Origin of the sequence: Sphingomonas hengshuiensis (genome assembly GCF_000935025.1) — a bacterium.
Taxonomy (GTDB): domain Bacteria; phylum Pseudomonadota; class Alphaproteobacteria; order Sphingomonadales; family Sphingomonadaceae; genus Sphingomonas; species Sphingomonas hengshuiensis.
The window spans coordinates 673,422-690,757 of sequence record NZ_CP010836.1 but is presented as its reverse complement, the minus strand read 5'-3'; the positions used below and the strand labels follow the sequence as shown (position 1 = coordinate 690,757).

At 66.4% G+C, this 17,336-nt stretch carries 12 protein-coding genes; 8 read left to right on the top strand and 4 right to left on the bottom strand.

The genetic code is table 11. The features are described from left to right. Positions 1–20 precede the first annotated feature (20 nt). On the bottom strand, positions 21–638 hold the full coding sequence (locus TS85_RS03270; RefSeq protein ID WP_077228415.1) for an EF-hand domain-containing protein: 618 nt from the start codon (positions 636–638) through the stop codon (positions 21–23). A gap of 204 nt (positions 639–842) precedes the next feature. Between TS85_RS03270 and purB the strand changes: the two genes are divergently transcribed. From purB to TS85_RS03235, 7 genes are all read left to right on the top strand, one after another. Then, positions 843–2,153 (top strand): adenylosuccinate lyase, encoded by a 1,311-nt coding sequence (gene purB / locus TS85_RS03265; protein ID WP_044330381.1) that lies wholly within the window; start codon positions 843–845, stop codon positions 2,151–2,153. Further along, a complete protein-coding gene (locus TS85_RS03260) occupies positions 2,150–2,695 on the top strand; it encodes a biliverdin-producing heme oxygenase (RefSeq protein WP_044330380.1) in 546 nt (181 codons plus the stop codon). The genes purB and TS85_RS03260 overlap by 4 nt, the downstream gene beginning before the upstream one ends. 2 nt (positions 2,696–2,697) lie before the next feature. Further along, positions 2,698–5,250 carry an HWE histidine kinase domain-containing protein gene (locus TS85_RS03255; protein WP_044330379.1) on the top strand — a complete coding sequence of 851 codons (2,553 nt, stop codon included), beginning with the start codon at positions 2,698–2,700 and terminating at the stop codon, positions 5,248–5,250. Between the two features lie 369 nt (positions 5,251–5,619). Next, positions 5,620–8,547 carry a TonB-dependent receptor domain-containing protein gene (locus TS85_RS03250; RefSeq protein WP_227698648.1) on the top strand — a complete coding sequence of 976 codons (2,928 nt, stop codon included), beginning with the start codon at positions 5,620–5,622 and terminating at the stop codon, positions 8,545–8,547. Positions 8,548–8,672: 125 nt separating this feature from the next. Then, positions 8,673–9,479, top strand: coding sequence for a peptidoglycan-binding domain-containing protein (locus TS85_RS26015; RefSeq protein WP_052507703.1), 807 nt, complete (start codon positions 8,673–8,675; stop codon positions 9,477–9,479). Positions 9,480–9,559: 80 nt separating this feature from the next. Then, positions 9,560–11,191, top strand: a complete 1,632-nt coding sequence (locus tag TS85_RS03240; RefSeq protein ID WP_173426213.1) for a Na+/H+ antiporter — start codon at positions 9,560–9,562, stop codon at positions 11,189–11,191. Positions 11,192–11,315: 124 nt separating this feature from the next. After that, entirely contained in the window at positions 11,316–11,759 is a 444-nt protein-coding gene (locus TS85_RS03235; RefSeq protein WP_044330377.1) for a hypothetical protein, read from the top strand. A 273-nt stretch (positions 11,760–12,032) separates the two neighbouring features. On the opposite strand, the gene TS85_RS03230 is transcribed toward TS85_RS03235, so the two are convergent. After that, entirely contained in the window at positions 12,033–12,932 is a 900-nt protein-coding gene (locus TS85_RS03230) for an NYN domain-containing protein (protein WP_044330376.1), read from the bottom strand. A 201-nt stretch (positions 12,933–13,133) separates the two neighbouring features. Between TS85_RS03230 and TS85_RS03225 the strand changes: the two genes are divergently transcribed. Beyond that, complete coding sequence (locus tag TS85_RS03225; RefSeq protein ID WP_162184684.1) at positions 13,134–14,111, top strand: hypothetical protein; 978 nt, start codon at positions 13,134–13,136, stop codon at positions 14,109–14,111. Positions 14,112–14,131: 20 nt separating this feature from the next. On the opposite strand, the gene dnaJ is transcribed toward TS85_RS03225, so the two are convergent. Both dnaJ and dnaK read right to left on the bottom strand, forming a co-directional pair. After that, the gene (gene dnaJ / locus TS85_RS03220) at positions 14,132–15,250 is read right to left on the bottom strand and encodes a molecular chaperone DnaJ (protein WP_044330374.1); all 1,119 of its coding nucleotides are present in this window, start codon (positions 15,248–15,250) and stop codon (positions 14,132–14,134) included. Between the two features lie 134 nt (positions 15,251–15,384). After that, complete coding sequence (dnaK, locus tag TS85_RS03215) at positions 15,385–17,301, bottom strand: molecular chaperone DnaK (RefSeq protein ID WP_044330373.1); 1,917 nt, start codon at positions 17,299–17,301, stop codon at positions 15,385–15,387. Between the last annotated feature and the right edge of the window lie 35 nt (positions 17,302–17,336).

Below are 17,336 nucleotides of genomic sequence, written 5' to 3'. Positions count from 1 at the left end.
GCTGCGCGAAAGTATTGGGCTCACTGCGCCTTGGGCGTCAGGAACGTCGTCAGTTCTTCCTTGGTCACCGACTGGTTCTTGTCGGTGTCGGTGGCGGCGAACGCCTGGCCGACCCAGGTCTGCGCTTCGGGCGAACCCGGTGCGAAGGTCGGTTCCGACGCCTTGCGGAGCGCGCTCACCCAGGTGCCGAATTCGGCCTGATTCAGCGCGCCGTTCGCGTCGGCATCATAAGTGCCGAAGTCGCGACCGATCGCCTGACTCACCTGATCCGGGCTCGCGGCGGGAGTCGCTGCGGTCGACGTCGCGGCGCCGGCGCCGGTCGTACCAGCCGTCGCCGAAGCGTCGGGAGTCGCCGCGCTCGGCGTCGGCTGCGTCGCCTCGGCGGCGGGGGCGGTGCTGCTGTTGGGCATCGGCGCGCTATCGGCTGCCGGCTGCGCGGCGGCATCGTCGATCGTGCCCGCGCCCTGCGTGCCCGGCGCCTGATCGTCGGCGGTCGCGGGCGGCGTGGTCTGCGGCGTGGCCGTATCGGGGGCAGTCGTCTGCGGTGCGGTCTGCATCGAATCCTGCGCCGGAGCCTCCTGCGCAAGTGCAGGGGCAGCAACCAGGAACGAACTAGCCAATAATATGGTCTTCAACATGATCGTATCTCCTGACTATTCTTTAGGTTTACAGGGAGTTTCGGTACGTGCATTTCATAAACTGTGCGGGATCAACCGCTCAGCTGCGCCTCTAGTTCCCGGTTTCAGCCGTTGCGGTCACGGCTTGCCTCTGCTAGGTGGCGCCTCGTCGCATTTCGTTTGCGCTGTTGCCTTGCTGCAACGCGCGCCCTGCAAAGGAAACTCATGGTCCCCCGCTATTCCCGCGCCGCGATGACGGCGATCTGGTCGCCCGAGGCGCGCTTCGGCATCTGGTTCGAGATCGAGGCACACGCCACCGAAGCGCTCGCCGATCTCGGCGTCGTCCCGCGCAGCGCCGCCGATGCGCTCTGGGCATGGTGGGCGACCAAGCCCGAAATCGACGTCGCCGCAATCGATGCGATCGAGGCGGTGACCAAGCACGACGTGATCGCCTTCCTCACCTGGGTCGCGGACAATGTCGGCGAGGAGGCGCGCTACATGCACCAGGGCATGACGAGCTCGGACGTGCTCGACACCTGCCTGTCGGTCCAGCTCGTCCGCGCCTCCGACCTGCTGCTCGCCGACATCGACGCGCTGCTCGCGGTGCTCAAGCGCCGCGCGCTCGAGCATAAATACACCCCCACGATCGGCCGCAGCCACGGCATCCATGCCGAACCGACCACGTTCGGGCTCAAGCTGGCCGAGGCTTATGCCGAGTTCAGCCGCAACCGCGATCGGCTCGAGGCCGCGCGCGCCGACATCGCCACCTGCGCGATCTCCGGGGCGGTGGGCACCTTCGCCAATATCGATCCGCGGGTCGAGGCGCATGTCGCCGCCAAGCTCGGCCTGAGCGTCGAGCCGGTCTCGACTCAGGTCATCCCGCGCGATCGCCACGCGATGTTCTTCGCCACGCTCGGCGTCATCGCCGGCTCGATCGAGCGCCTCGCGACCGAAGTCCGCCACCTCCAGCGCACCGAAGTGCTCGAAGCCGAGGAGTATTTCTCCCCCGGCCAGAAGGGCAGCTCGGCGATGCCGCACAAGCGCAACCCAGTGCTGACCGAGAACCTCACCGGGCTCGCGCGCATGGTGCGCGGCTATGTCACCCCCGCGCTCGAAAATGTCGCGCTGTGGCACGAGCGCGACATCAGCCACTCCTCGGTCGAGCGCTATATCGGCCCCGATGCGACGATCACGCTCGATTTCGCGCTGGGCCGGCTCACCGGCGTGATGGACAAGCTGCTCGTCTATCCGGCGCGGATGCAGAAGAATCTGGATCGCATGGGTGGCCTCGTCCATTCGCAGCGCGTGCTTCTTGCCCTCACCCAGGCCGGCGTCAGCCGCGAGGATGCGTATCGGCTCGTCCAGCGCAACGCGATGCAGGTGTGGGAATCGGACGGCCAGCTCTCGCTGCTCGAACTGCTCAAGGCCGATGCCGACGTCACCGCCGCGCTGTCGGTCGAAGAGATCGAGGACAAGTTCGACCTCGCGTATCATTTCAGCCAGGTCGACACGATCTTCGAGCGCGTCTTCGCTTGACCCCTTCGCGCAAGGCGCTGCGCGCGGCGACGGCGGGGGCGCATGCCCGCGTCGACGCCGCGTTCGGCGCCTTCGACCTCACCGATCGCGCGCATTATGCCGCGTTCCTCCACGCGCATGCCGATGCGCTGGCGCCGCTGGAGGATGCGCTCGACGCTGCGGGCGCCGAGCGGCTGTTTCCCGACTGGCCCCAGCGCCGCCGCGCGCCGCTGCTCCGCGCCGATCTGGCGAGATTGGGCAGCGACGCCACCCCGCTTGCCGCCCCGCTCCCCCCGCTTTCGGGCGACGGCGCGATCGCCGGCACGCTCTATGTCCTCGAAGGATCGCGACTCGGCGGACGCTTCCTGTCGCGCGGCCTGCCCGGCGATTTCCCCAGCGGCTATCTTAACGCAGATCAAGGCGCGGAAAAATGGCAGCATTTACTGGAACGTATCGACGATCTGCTGCACAAGGCGTCTGAACTCCGCGCGGCGGAGGAGGCCGCGCTTGCGGCATTTTCGCACTTCGAGCATTCTGCAAGGGAGTGGCTGGCAAAGGGTTGAGCTTGACGGACACCGATCAGGTCAGTGTTGACCTCACCAATTGCGATCGGGAACCGATTCACCAATTGGGCGCGATCCAGCCGTTCGGCTTCCTGCTGTCGCTGTCGACCGACTGGCTGGTGCGCCGCGCGTCGGCCAATGTGGAGGCCTTTTTCGGCATCCCGGCGGCGGAAATGCTGGGCGGCTCGGCGATCGACCTGCTCGGCGGGCATGCCGTCCACACGCTGCGCAACCGGCTGGCGGTGCTCCGCGGCGCCGATGCCGTCGAACGCGTGTTCGGGCTGGAGGTGGCCAACGGTCGCCGCTTCGATTTCGCGCTCCACATGCTCGGCGACGCCATCGTCCTCGAAGGCGAGGACAGCACCGACGACGCCAATACCGATGCCGGCTCGGCGATCCGCGCGATGATGGCGCGGCTCGACGCGACCGAGGATCGCCAGACCTTTTATCGCGAAGGCGCGCGCCAGATTCGCGCGCTCACCGGCTTCGATCGGGTGATGGTGTATCGCTTCGATCCCGACGGCTCGGGAGTCGTGGTCGCGGAAGTGGCGCGCGCCGGGATCGGCAGCTTCCTCGAACTCCGCTATCCGGCATCGGACATCCCGCAACAGGCGCGCGCGCTGTATATCCGCACGCCGTTCCGGATCATCGCCGATGTCGATGCCGTGCCGGTTCCGATCCTGCCGCGCCTTGATGAGACCGGCGCGCCGATCGACCTGTCGCTGTCGGTGCTGCGATCGGTGTCGCCGATCCATATCGAATATCTGAAGAATATGGGCGTCGGCGCGTCGATGTCGATTTCGATCATCGTCGAGGGGCGGCTTTGGGGGCTGTTCGCCTGCCATCATTATTCGCCGCGCCGCCCCGGCTTCGAACGCCGCTCGGTCGCCGAACTTTTCGGGCAGATGTTCGCGCTCAAGCTCGAAGGCCGCGAGCGCGAGGAAATGGCGGTCTATGAAACCGCGGCGCGCGGGAACAGCGACCGGCTGCTCGCCGCGGTTGCGGGCGACGCGACGCTGCTCGACAATCCCGAATGGCTGGGCGCGATGCTGCGCGAGACCGTTCCCGCCGACGGCATTGCGATCTGGCTGGACGGCAAATCGGCGACGACCGGCATGACTCCCCCGCCCGAGGCGCTGCCCGGCATCATCCGCCGGCTCAATGCGATGGCGGCGGGGCGCATCTTCGCGACCGACCGGCTTGCCGACGCGCTGCCCGCGGCGGAGGACTATAGCGATGTCGCCGCGGGCATGCTCGCCATCCCGATCTCGCGCTCCCCGCGCGACTATGTCCTGCTGTTCCGCCAGGAAAAGATCCGCACCGTCAAATGGGCGGGCGATCCGCACAAGCCGGCGGAATATGGCCCAAACGGCCCCCGCCTCTCCCCCCGCCAGAGCTTCGCGCTGTGGAGCCAGGAAGTGCGCGGCCGCTCCGACCCGTTCAGCGCGCTCGAACAGCGCGTGGCGGAGATGCTGCGCGCGTCGCTGATCGAAGTCGTGCTGCGGCTGTCCGACGATGCGCAGGAAGAGCGCCGCCGCTTTTCGGAACGCCAGGAACTGCTCATCGCCGAGCTGAACCACCGCGTCCGCAACATCCTCAGCCTGATCCGCGGGCTCGTCCGCCAGTCGCTCGATCCCGCCGCCGATACCCGCAACACCGTCGCGCTGCTCGAAGGCCGCATCGAAAGCCTCGCCCGCGCGCACGACCAGATCACCCAGGATAATTGGAGCGCCGCGCCGCTCGGCCGGCTGATCGAGACCGAGGCGGCGGCCTATCTCGGCGGCAGGAGCCGGCGGCTGGTGTGCGAGGGGACGCCCGTGCTGCTCCACCCCAGCGCGTTTTCGACGCTGGCGCTGGTGTTTCACGAGCTCATGACCAATTCGGCAAAGTACGGCGCGCTGTCGGACAGCGGCACCGTCCATGTCGGCTGGCGCCTCGACGACGAAGGCGCGCTGCACATCGCATGGCGCGAACGCGGCGGTCCGGCGGTGCAGGCGCCGACGCGCCAGGGCTTCGGCACCACGATCATCCAGCGGTCGATCCCCTATGATCTCGGCGGGCATGCGGTGGTACGCTATGCGCTGGCGGGGCTCGAAGCCGATTTCTGCGTCCCCGCGCGCCATGTCGAGCCCGACGCGAACGGTCGCGCGCCTGCGCTTCCCGCCGCCTCCCCGGTCGACCCCGGCGACGACCGGCCCGTGCTTTCGGGCGCGGTGCTGCTGGTCGAGGACAGCCTGATCATCGCGATGGATGCCGAGGACATATTGACCCGGCTGGGGGCGGCGCGCGTCGTAACCGCCTCGGGCGTGGCCCAGGCGCTCGACGAGATTGATCGCGACGCGTTCCAGATCGCCGTGCTCGACGTCAATCTGGGGCATGAGACCAGCCTCCCGATCGCCGACCGCCTTCGCGCGACCGGCACCCCCTATGTCTTCGCCACCGGCTATGGCGAACAGCTCCGCCTTCCCGATGACCATGCCGGCGTCGAAGTGATCCAGAAGCCCTATACGCTGGCGAGCATCGCCCAGGCCCTGCGCCGCGCGCTGGACGACTGAGAGACCTCTCTGATTGGGCGCGGCACGGCGCCGTACTGCGCTTGACTCGTTTTCAGCGCCGCTGAATCGGCACCCCAAAATCTGTTGCTTCGTTGCAACACCCGGCAATTACCCGTCCCGATCGCCTGTCGAAGGCCTGTCAAACGAACGTCACCGCACTGAAATATTTCATAAATTTCAGTAGATGACGTTTTGTTTCCAGATGTTTCGACTCTATTGGCGCCGCAAACCTTATATGTCAGCTTGCTGCATCGCGACAAACATGTCGCTGGGGCAGCGTAACTGCGCGCCCCCATAAAAATGGGGACATATATGACCGTAAACAGGCGGACGATTCTGCTCGCGTCGACCTTCTTTATTGGAGCGACGATGAGCCCTGCTTATGCGCAAGTCGCTACTACTTATGATTCTGCGCAACAAAACGAAACGGAGGATTCGGATACTAGCATTGTTGTTACCGGATCGCGCATCACGCGCCCGGATCTCGAACTCGCCAGCCCGGTCAATGTCGTCAGCCTCGAGGAAATCCAGTTCCGCCAGCCCGGCACCGCCGACGACATCCTGCGCACCCTCCCCGGCGTCCGCCCGGCAATCGGGGCAGGCGTCAACAATGGCTCTGACGGGTCGTCGACGCTCGATCTGCGCGGGATCGGGGCGCAGCGCAGCCTGGTTCTGATCGATGGGCGCCGCGTCGTGCCCTATGGCCTCGACGGCCTGACCGACACCAACAATGTTCCCGTGGCGCTGCTCGAGCGGATCGAAGTGCTCACCGGCGGCGCATCGTCGACCTATGGCGCGGACGCGGTTGCCGGCGTCGCCAATTTCATCACCCGCCGCGATTTCAGCGGGATCGATGCCTCGACCAGCTACCGCATTTCCGAACGCGGCGATTCGGCGCGCTTCCGGGGCGATCTGGTCATCGGCGGCAATTTCGCCGACGGTCGCGGCAATGTCGTCGTGAGCGCGGGCTATACCAAGGTCGATCCGCTGCTGCACACGTCGCGCGCGATCAGCGCACAGCCGATCAGCTCGACGACGGGGCTGTTCTCGGGCGCCACTGCGGCACAGGTGACGATCTTCGGCTCGCCGACCAACGCGGCGCTGGGCATACCGGCGAGCAGCTTCGGCGCCGTCGTCAACCCCACCACCGGGCTGCTCCAGGCGGCGACCGCGGCGGACACCTACAACACCAACAACGGCACCTATTTCCAGACGCCGCTCGATCGCGTGAACTTCTATGCATCGGGCCGCTACGAGATCGCCGACGGCATCGAATTCTATTCGAGCGCGATGTTCAACCGGAACAAGATCGTCACCCAGCTCGCCTCGTCGGGCACCTTCGGCAACACCTATCAGCTCGCGCTGAACAACCCCTATCTGCCGACCGGCGTCCGCAACCAGCTGTGCGCGGCACGGTCGATCACCGCGCCCAATTGCGCGGCGGCGGCGGCGGTCCAGGGCGGGCCGGGAACCACGGGCTATCTCGAAGTGCCGGTGGTCGCGCAGCGCCGCTTCACCGAATATGGCCCGCGCGTGAATGCGTTCGAATCGCGCATGTTCCAGTTCCAGGGCGGCTTCCGCGGCGATCTGGGCAGCGGCTTCCGATATGACGTATCGGCCCAGTACGGCGAAACCACGCAGAACCAGACGCGCGAGAATTGGGGCTCCTTCTCGAAGGTCCAGCAGGCGCTGCGCGCCTATCGCACGCCCACCGGCGCGGTGCGCTGCGTCGACACGGCCAATAACTGCGTGCCGCTCAACCTGTTCGGCCCCAATGGGTCGATCACGGCGGACCAGCTCGCGTTCATCGATCTGGATGCGATCATCAACCGCACCGTGACGCAGACGGTGGTGACGGGCAGCGTCACCGGCGACCTGTTCGCCTCGCCCTTCGCCACCAACAAGATCGCGATCGCAGTCGGCGGCGAATATCGCAAGCTCACGGCGGCGAGCCAACCCGATGGCCCCTCGCAGATCCAGGGCGAAGTGCTCGGCACCGGCGCCCGCACCCCGCCCGACATCGGCGAATACAGCGTGAAGGAAGTCTTCGGCGAAATCGCGATTCCGCTGGTCGAGGACGTGCCCTTCATCCGCAACCTGACCGTCGAGGCGGGCATCCGCTATTCGGACTATACCACGACGGGCGGCAGCACGACGTGGAAGGCCGGCGGCACCTGGGAACCGCTCGAGGGCCTTCGCCTCCGCGGCACCTATCAGGTCGCGGTCCGCTCGCCGAACATCCAGGAACTGTACCAGTCGCCGGTGCAGGGGCTGGGCAACCTCACGGTCGATCCGTGCCAGGGCTCCGCCGTTTCCGGCGGGCTGGCGGCGCTCTGCATCGCCACCGGCGCACCGGCGAACACGATCGGATCGATCCCCTCGCCGACCTCGGGCCAGATCAACAACACCTCTTCGGGCAACTCGACCCTCGACGTCGAACGCGCAAAGACGTGGACGCTGGGCGCAGTGTTCGCCCCCAGCTACATCCCCGGCTTCAGCTTCAAGATCGACTATTTCAACATCCGCGTAGAAGACGCGATCACCCAGCCGCTCCAGGCCGACGTGCTCAACGGCTGCTATTCGTCGGCGCTGAACCCCGGCTTCGCCAACAACGCGTTCTGCGCGCTGATCGGGCGCAATCCGCTCACCGGCAGCCTTAACGGCGCGGGCGAGACCCCCGGCGTGATCCTGACCTATTCGAACCTCGGCGTGATCGAGACTGCGGGCATCGATTTCGCAGTGGGTCAGCGGATCCCCACGGCGGATCTGGGCCTTGGCGGCGACGGGTCGATTTCGTTCGACTTCAACGCCACCCGGCTGAGCTACTGGCATTTCCAGGCGACGCCGAATGCGATCAACCGCGATTGCACCGGCTATTACAGCGCGGGCGGCTGCACCAATCCGCGCGCCAAGTGGCGGTGGAACAGCCGGCTGACCTATGGTCAGGAGCGGTTCGACCTATCGCTGCTGTGGAGCCATGTCAGCGCGGTCGAACTCGAACCGTTCCGCGCCACGCGCCTGCCCGGCAACGTGGCCCAGCCCGGCGGCCCCAACCCCAGCACGATCCTGCCGGCCTATCGTAACATCCCGGCCTATGATTATTTCGACCTGACGGCGCGGGTGTCCCCGGTCGAGAACGTGGATTTCACGCTCACCGTGAACAACCTGTTGGACAAGGACCCACCCGCAGTCGGTTCGGGCGTCGGCGGCACCGCGTTCAATAGCGGCAACACCTTCCCGACGATCTACGACCCGATTGGCCGCTCCTTTACCATGGGCGCACGCTTCCGGTTCTGATTGGGTTACCTCGCGACTGGGCGGTGTTCTTCGGAACGCCGCCCTTTTTTTGGCGGTCATCGCTGGCTTCCCAAAGTTCACCTCGTGCCCTAGGCTTGCCCGACACGCTATCGGGGGAGAGCGGAATGGCTATCGCGGCATCGGTCGGCACGGGCGGGGCGAACGATCTGGCGGACGTGATCGTCGTCCAGCATCTGCTCAACGCGTGGCTCACCGCGACCGGGCAGGAGGCGCTGCCCACCGCCGGCACCTGCGGCCCCAGGACGATCGCCGCGATCAAGGGATTTCAGTCGCGCGTGATGGGTCGCACCGCGCCCGACGGACGCATCGATCCCGGCGGCCAGACCTGGGCCGCGCTCACCGCCGCCGCCAACCCGCCCGCCCCGCTCAGCGGCGCCGCATGGTGGCACGCAAACCAGGCGCGCTTCCCGAACAGCGCGGCGCTGGCCGATCTCGCCCCGCCCTTTCGCGACAAGGCAAAGGCCTTTGTCCAGGCAATGCGCGACGCCGGCGCCAGCGTCACGCTCTCCGCCACGTTGCGCAACCGCACCCGCGCGCACCTGATGCATTATTGCTGGCGCATCGCGAAGGGCGATGTCGCGCCCGGTGCCGTCCCCGCCCTCCCCGGCTGCGCGATCCGCTGGGACCATGGCGACACCGCCCGCTCGAAACGGGGCGCGCAGGAGATGGTCGACCTGTTCGCCATCGCCTACCAGCCCTCGCTCACCTCGCGCCATATCGAGGGGCGCGCCGTCGACATGACGATCGGCTGGACCGGCACCATCACCGTCCGCGACGCCACCGGCGCCCCCCGCCCCCTCGCCGCCCCGCGATCGGGCGAGAGCAACGCCGATCTCCACCGCATCGGCAAAAGCTATGGGGTATTCAAGCTGCTCAGCGATCCGCCGCACTGGAGCGACGACGGGCATTGAGCGAATAAGTCTGGTTTCAAGGGGTTGTCCCGCACCGCCGCCGCCCTCTACGACCGCAGCGCAACCATCGGGAAGCTGCCTTGGAATCGCTGTCGATCGCCCTGTTCCTCCTGCTCGCGGTCGTCGTCAGCGGCGCGGGCGCGCGCATGCTGCCCGTCGCGATTCCCACCCCGCTCGTCCAGATCGCGCTCGGCGCGCTGATCGGGCTGTCGACCTCGTACCGTGTCGAACTCGATCCCGAGCTGTTCCTGTTCCTGTTCCTGCCGCCTTTGCTGTTCCTCGACGGGTGGCGCATCCCCAAGGACGAACTGCTCAAGGATCTTCCCACCGTGGTCGAGCTGGCGCTGGGGCTGGTGCTGCTCACCGTCATCGGCATGGGGTTCTTCATCCACTGGATGATCCCCGCAATGCCGCTCGCGGTCGCCTTTGCACTGGCAGCGGTGGTCTCGCCGACCGATCCGATCGCAGTCTCGGCAATCGCCGCGCGCGTGCCGATCCCGAAGCGGATGATGCACATCCTCGAGGGCGAATCGCTGCTCAACGATGCTTCGGGGCTGGTCTGCCTGCGCTTCGCGATTGCAGCCGCGCTGACCGGCAGCTTCTCGGCAGGCACCGCCGCGCTCAATTTCCTGTGGGTCGCCGGCGCGGGCATGGCGACCGGCGTGCTCGTGACGCTGGCGGTGACGCGGGCAAAGGCATGGGTGACGCGCCGCTGGGGCGAGGAAACGGGCTCGCAGATCCTGGTCAGCCTGCTGATCCCGTTCGGCGCCTATCTGCTCGCCGAGCATCTCCATGCCTCGGGCATCCTCGCCGCGGTCGCCGCCGGGGTCACGATGACCTATGCCGAAATCTCGCGCCAGGCGATGGCGGTCACCCGGATGCGGCGCAATTCGGTGTGGGATACCGTCCAGTTCGCGCTCAACGGCATCATCTTCGTGCTGCTGGGCGAGCAATTGCCCGCGATCCTCGGCGGCGCGCAGCGCACCGTCGCGCTGACCGGCCATGGCTCGCCCTGGTGGCTCGCGGCCTATGTCCTGGCGATCGTCGCCGGGCTCGGCGCACTGCGCTTCCTGTGGGTGTGGACCTCGCTGCACCTGACCATCCTGCGCAAACGCGGCGGCAGCGACGATACCGACAATCCCGGCTGGCGGCTGGTCGCGGCAATGTCGTTCGCCGGGGTGCGCGGGGCGATCACGCTGGCGGGCGTCGTCACTTTGCCGCTGACGATGGGCGACGGCAGCCCGTTCCCCGCGCGCGATCTCGCAATCTTCCTGGCGGCGGGCGTGATCATCGCGTCGCTGCTGCTCGCCAGCATCGCGCTGCCGATCCTGCTCAAGGGGCTGACCATGCCGCAGGAACCGTCGAAGCTCGCCGAAGAGGACATGGCCCGCATCGCCACCGCCGAAGCCGCGATCCGCGCGATCGAGCGACACCAGCACGCGCTGGCCGAGGATCACGACGACCCGGACCTCTACGCCGCAGCCGGCGCCCGCGCGATGGAAGTCTATCGCGACCGGATCGAGGCGCGCACCGCCAACGCCCCCGGCCAGAGCCGCGAACAGGACCGGCTCAACACCGAACTCCGCCTGGTCGGCGTCCGCGCCGAACGCGCCCGCCTGACCGAACTCATCCGCACCCGCGCAATCGGCAGCGAAACCGCGCGAAAACTCGCCCGCGAGCTGGACCTGGCGGAGGCGCGGCACCATGGGTGAGGGGGGTTGCGGGTTGCGGGGGGCTTCGGGGCCCGAGGGTGTACCTAAACGGCTGGTAGTTAGTTGAATGCGGGCATAGAACGATATAGCTTGAGCTGAGGTGTCACGAAGAAGGGGAAAGGCGATGGGCGAGCGAGAGATAAAGGCGTTTGCGCTGGCTCCGCTGCCTATACTTGTTCCGTTGTTGCTTGGGACCGGATTCAAAGCGGTAATCGGAGATAGAGGAGATGCGAATGCCGCAGATATTCTCCTCATCATGTCGGTCTTGATTTTGTTCGGCTATGGCGCCGCGCTTTCGGTCGGCCTCCCGATTCACCTCGCGTTGCGGCGTTTTCATAAAAGCGCTTTGGTCTATTATCTGATCGGCGCCGCCTTGCCCTTCGTGGTCCTTGCTGGCGCGATCGCTGTTTGGCTCCCGCTGGCTCCTGCGCCTGCGCCGTCCGTCAACCCACACGGCCTCTACATGCAGGGTGGCGTGGTCATTAAATTCCTTCTGGCGTTTGCCGCTGTCGCGTCGCTGTCCGCCACGACCTTTTGGTACGCAGGAGTAAGGCAGCCAAAGATCTGAACGTCCGCGACTGAACGGAGGGCGTCGTTACGCAATCCTCCCCGCCAAGCCGGGCAATCGCATTTGACAAAACCCGAGTGATCCTGACGAAAGTCAGGATCCATTCGGTGCTACGTAGCGGCTTTTGGGTCGAGCGGAGTGGCTGAATGGACCCAGCCTTCGCTGGGATGACGGCGTTTATGTTGGCCCGATGCCATATGCGATTGCCCTGCCCCGGCGAGGGAGGATTGGAAAGATGGCACCGGTGGAACAAGCCACAGGTCCTCGCCAGCGTCAGCCCCCGTCGCGCACGGGAAAGCCCCATGCGTCGAGCGCGGGGGGCCGCGCCTCGCCGCCGGGTTCCGCCGCGCGGTCCTTGTTGCGCTTGTCGGCGACATACAAATGCCCCGCCTTGGTCTTGGCGATCTCGAACAGCCCTGTCGCCTCGAACAGCCCGGGGAAGTTCTTCACCCCGTAATTGCGCGGGTCGATCGGCGCCTGCCGCTTCGCCGCACTGCCCGCCGCGCCCATTTCGGCCCAGCCATCGTCGCGCGCCGCTGCCTCCACGGCCCCGCGGAGCAGCGTCGCCAGCGTCTCGTCCTGCGTCAGCGTCTTCTTCGCAGGCGCCGCAGCCGCTACGGCCTTGGCGGCGGGCTTTGCCGGGGCGCCCGGCTTGGCCTTCGCCGCCGGCTTGGCCTTGGTCGCGGGCACCGGCTCGCCCTCGTCGGCCGGCGCCACCGGCACTGCCTTGTCGATGCTGTCGAGATACAGGAACGCGGTACACGCATTGACGAACGGCGTCGGCGTCTTGCGCTCGCCAAAGCCGTACACGTCATGGCCATTGGCCTTGAGCTGCATGATCAGCGGGGTGAAATCGGCGTCGCTCGACGCGATGCAAAAGGCATCGAGCTTCTGCGTGTAGAGCAGTTCCATCGCGTCGATCACCAGCGCGATGTCGGTCGCGTTCTTGCCGCTGGTATAGCTGAACTGCTGGATCGGGCGGATCGCGAAGTCGTGGAGCTTGGCCTTCCACCCCTTCAGCCCGTCGCTCCCCCAATCGCCATAGGCGCGGCGGATGTTCGCCGTGCCATATTTGGAGAGTTCGGCCAGGATCGCCGCGATCTTGCCGTGCGAGACATTGTCCGCGTCGATCAGGAGCGCGATGCGGCGGTCGGGGGTCTTGTCGGTCGTCATGGATGCTCCTTGGGCCTGTGCGCCCGCCCCGCGCCTACTCCAAAACTACGCGCGTTGCCGCAAATTCGGAGTTGGTAGAAACCCTCTTCGGTCGAAAGTCGAAGTAAAACTAGCCTTTTGCGCGGCTTTGGTTTGCCCTACGGTTGGTGTGGCCGCCATATTCTGGCGGACGGGGGGGGATACATGATCGGGATAAAGTGGATGGGCGTTTCTGCCCTTGCGGTTCTGGCTGCCTGCTCGGGCGGTGGCGGAAGCACCAGCGGCAGCGGCGGTTCTGTGGGCACGGTCACGCCGACGCCTTCAACTCCGACGCCATCGCCCTCTGCGCCGACGCCCGCACCATCTGCCAGCCCCAGCTACGCGACGTTAGCCTCGCTCACCGGCATCCAGAATTACGCATCGGGCTGTATCGCCTTCGGCGGAGCGGTCGGCGGTGGTGCGCCTTGGTTACAGAATGCACCCTTCTACGCGCTGAATAGCGGATCGGTGTCGTACAATCCCACGGGCGAAGCATTCACCCAGCTGGGCACGACGTTCGGCGTTGCCAACCGCATCTCGGGCAGCGCCAGCGCAACCTCCGCCTACACCAGAACCGACTCGGTCAGTGGCGTGACGACGCGCTTCGATGTCGTCCAGCCCACGCCAGGCATCTATTCGCGCACGACTTCGCTGCTGGTGGAGGGGCAATCGCAGGGCAGCTATTGCGTGCTCGGCGTACCCACGCTCAACACCGACATTCCCAACGTCCCCAGCGTCGCATTTACGCGAATCGCAGTTCGTGGCCGCGCCTTCGACAAGCGATCGGGGACGCTGGTCGAATATGATCTTGCACCCAGCAGCGCCACGCTCTCGGTCGACCTGACCACGGGCCAATTCACGTCGCGGCTTACCCTCGTCGGGTCTAACGGCGCCAGCAGAGTCGCGCTCGGCACGCACGACATTATCGGCAACCTGATGGAGGCCACTTCCGGGCTCATCGGCGGGCCGGCCGAAGCGCCCGGCCCGGCGCCGCTGCCCGGATCGGGCGGCGTAACGGTCCAGTCGATCCGCGTCGATGGCGGCTTCTTCGGCCCGCAAGGCGCCGAATTCGCCTATGTATTCAGTCGCCTGGAACGCATAGGGTCAAGCCCGGCGGACGCGACCTTCACTGTCGCGGGAACGGTCGCCGGCGCGCGGTAACGCGCACCGACGTCCGGTCTTCATCCCAGTGCCGCCTTGAGCTTGGCGAAGAACCCCGTCGCCTCGGGGCATTCCTCGCCCGTCTCGGTCGCGCGGAATTCCTCGAGCAGTTCGCGTTGCCGCGCAGTCAGCCTGCTCGGCATCTCGACGTCGAGCCGGATGACGAGGTCGCCGCGCCCGCGCCCCTGCAACACCGGCATGCCCGCGCCGCGATGGCGGATTTCGCGGCCCGATTGCGTGCCCGGCGCGATGCGGATGACGTGCTTTTCGCCGTCGAGCCCCGGAATCGTGATCTCGCCGCCCAGCGCCGCGGTGGTGAAGCTGATCGGCGCCGTCGCGAACAGCGACGTGCCCTCGCGCTGGTACAGCCCGTGCTTCTTGACGTGGAGGAAGATGTACAGGTCACCGGACGGTGCGCCCCGCGCCCCGGCCTCGCCTTCGCCGGTCAGGCGGATGCGGGTGCCTTCGTCGACGCCCGGCGGCACGTTGATCTTGAGCGTCTTGGTCTTGTCGGTGCGACCCTCGCCGCGGCAATCGCGGCACGGCTCGGCAATCACCTGGCCCGCGCCGTGGCAGATCGGGCAGGTCCGCTCGACCATGAAAAAGCCCTGCTGCGCGCGCACCTTGCCATGGCCGTTGCACTGCTGGCACGTCTTGGCATGCGTCCCCGGCTTCGCGCCGGTGCCGTCACAGGTGTCGCACACCCCCGACACATCGACCGTGATCTCGGTCTCGTGCCCGTGGAACGCCTGTTCGAGCGTGACTTCCATGTCATAGCGCAGATCGGCGCCGCGCAGGTTCGGACGCCCGCCGCGCCCGCCCATGAACTCGCCGAACACGCTTTCGAAAATGTCGCTGAACCCGCCAAAGTCCTGCGCCCCGCCATGGCCCCCGCCTCCGCCGCCGCCATTGCGGAACGCGGCATGGCCGAACCGGTCATAGGCCGCGCGCTTCTGGGGGTCCTTCAGACAGTCATAGGCCTCGTTGATGGCCTTGAACTTGTCCTCATGCTCCTTGCACCCGGCATTCTTGTCCGGATGATATTTGATCGCCAGCCGCCGATAGGCGGACTTGAGCGTCGCGTCATCGGCGGTGCGCTCGCATTCGAGCAGTTCGTAGAAATCGACTTCGGTGGTCATAATCAAAAAGCCCTCTCCCCTTCAGGGGAGAGGGTTGGGAGAGGGGAAGTGCGGTGTCGACGACACGCGCGCACATCCCCCGACTCCCCCTCTCCCCGGCCCTCTCCCCTGAAGGGGAGAGGGAGGGGCGTCCGTTACGCCTTGTTCTCGTCCACTTCGGAGAACTCGGCATCGACCACGTCTTCGGCGCCCGCATCGGCACCGCCAGCGGCGGCACCCTGCGCACCCGGCGAAGCCTCGGCGGCGGACTGCTTCTCGTAGATCGCCTGGCCCAGCTTCATCGCGACCTGCGCCAGCTCCTGGCTCTTCGCCGTCATCGCGTCAGCGTCGCCGCTCTCGACCGCAGCCTTGGCCGCATCGACTGCCGCCTGGATTTCGGTCTTGAGGCTCTCGTCCACCTTGTCGCCATTTTCGGCAAGCTGGCGCTCGGTCGTGTGGATCAGGCTCTCGGCGTTGTTCTTCGCCTCGGCTGCCGCACGGCGCTTCTTGTCGTCCTCGGCGAACTGCTCGGCATCGCGGACCATCTGGTCGATGTCGGCGTCGCTCAGCCCGCCCGATGCCTGGATGCGGATCTGCTGTTCCTTGCCGGTGCCCTTGTCGCGCGCCGACACGTTGACGATGCCGTTGGCGTCGATGTCGAAGGTCACTTCGATCTGCGGCACGCCGCGCGGTGCCGGCGGAATGCCGACCAGGTCGAACTGGCCCAGCATCTTGTTGTCCGCCGCCATTTCGCGCTCGCCCTGGAACACGCGGATGGTGACAGCCTGCTGGTTGTCGTCGGCAGTCGAATAGGTCTGCGACTTCTTGGTCGGGATCGTCGTGTTGCGGTCGATCATCCGGGTGAACACGCCACCCAGCGTCTCGATGCCCAGCGACAGCGGCGTCACGTCGAGCAGCAGCACGTCCTTGACGTCGCCCTGTAGCACGCCGGCCTGCACCGCCGCACCGATCGCCACGACTTCATCGGGATTGACGCCGGTGTGCGGCTCCTTGCCGAAGAAGTCCTTCACGATCTGGCGGACGCGCGGCATGCGCGTCATGCCGCCGACCAGCACGACTTCGTCGATCGCCGCCGACTTGACGCCCGCATCCGCCAGCGCCTTGCGGCACGGCTCCAGCGTGCGCTGGATCAGGTCCTCGACCAGCCGCTCCAGCTCGGCGCGGTTGATCGTCTTCACCAGATGCTTCGGCCCATTGGCGTCGGCGGTGATGAAGGGCAGGTTCACTTCGGTGGTCTGCGCGCTCGACAGCTCGATCTTGGCCTTTTCCGCGGCTTCCTTCAGCCGCTGGAGCGCCAGCTTGTCCTTGGTCAGGTCGATGCCCTCGGCCTTGCGGAAATCCTCCGCCAGGAACTGCACCAGCTTGGCGTCGAAATCCTCGCCGCCCAGGAAGGTGTCGCCGTTGGTCGCCTTCACTTCGAACACGCCGTCGCCGATTTCCAGCACCGACACGTCGAACGTGCCGCCGCCAAGGTCATAGACTGCGATCGTCTTGCCGTCGTTCTTCTCAAGGCCGTAAGCGAGCGCCGCCGCCGTCGGCTCGTTGATGATGCGCAGCACTTCGAGGCCCGCGATGCGGCCGGCGTCCTTGGTCGCCTGGCGCTGCGCGTCGTTGAAGTACGCAGGGACCGTGATCACTGCCTGCGAAACGCTCTCGCCCAGATAGGCTTCGGCGGTTTCCTTCATCTTCTGCAGGATGAACGCGCTGATCTGGCTCGGCGAATATTCCTCGCCGCCTGCCTTCACCCACGCATCGCCGTTCGAACCGCGCACGATCGAATAGGGCACCAGCTCGGTGTCCTTCTTGGTGACGGGGTCGTCGAAGCGGCGCCCGATCAGGCGCTTCACGGCGAAGATCGTGTTGTCGCCGTTGGTGACGGCCTGGCGCTTCGCCGGCTGGCCGATCAGCCGCTCGCCATCCTTGGCGAACGCGACGATCGACGGCGTGGTGCGCGCGCCTTCCGCATTTTCGATGACCTTGGGCTTGCCGCCTTCCATCACTGCGACGCAGCTGTTGGTCGTGCCCAGATCGATACCGATTACTTTTGCCATGGTCCCTCGTGGCCCCCAGAGTTCAAAAATCAAAC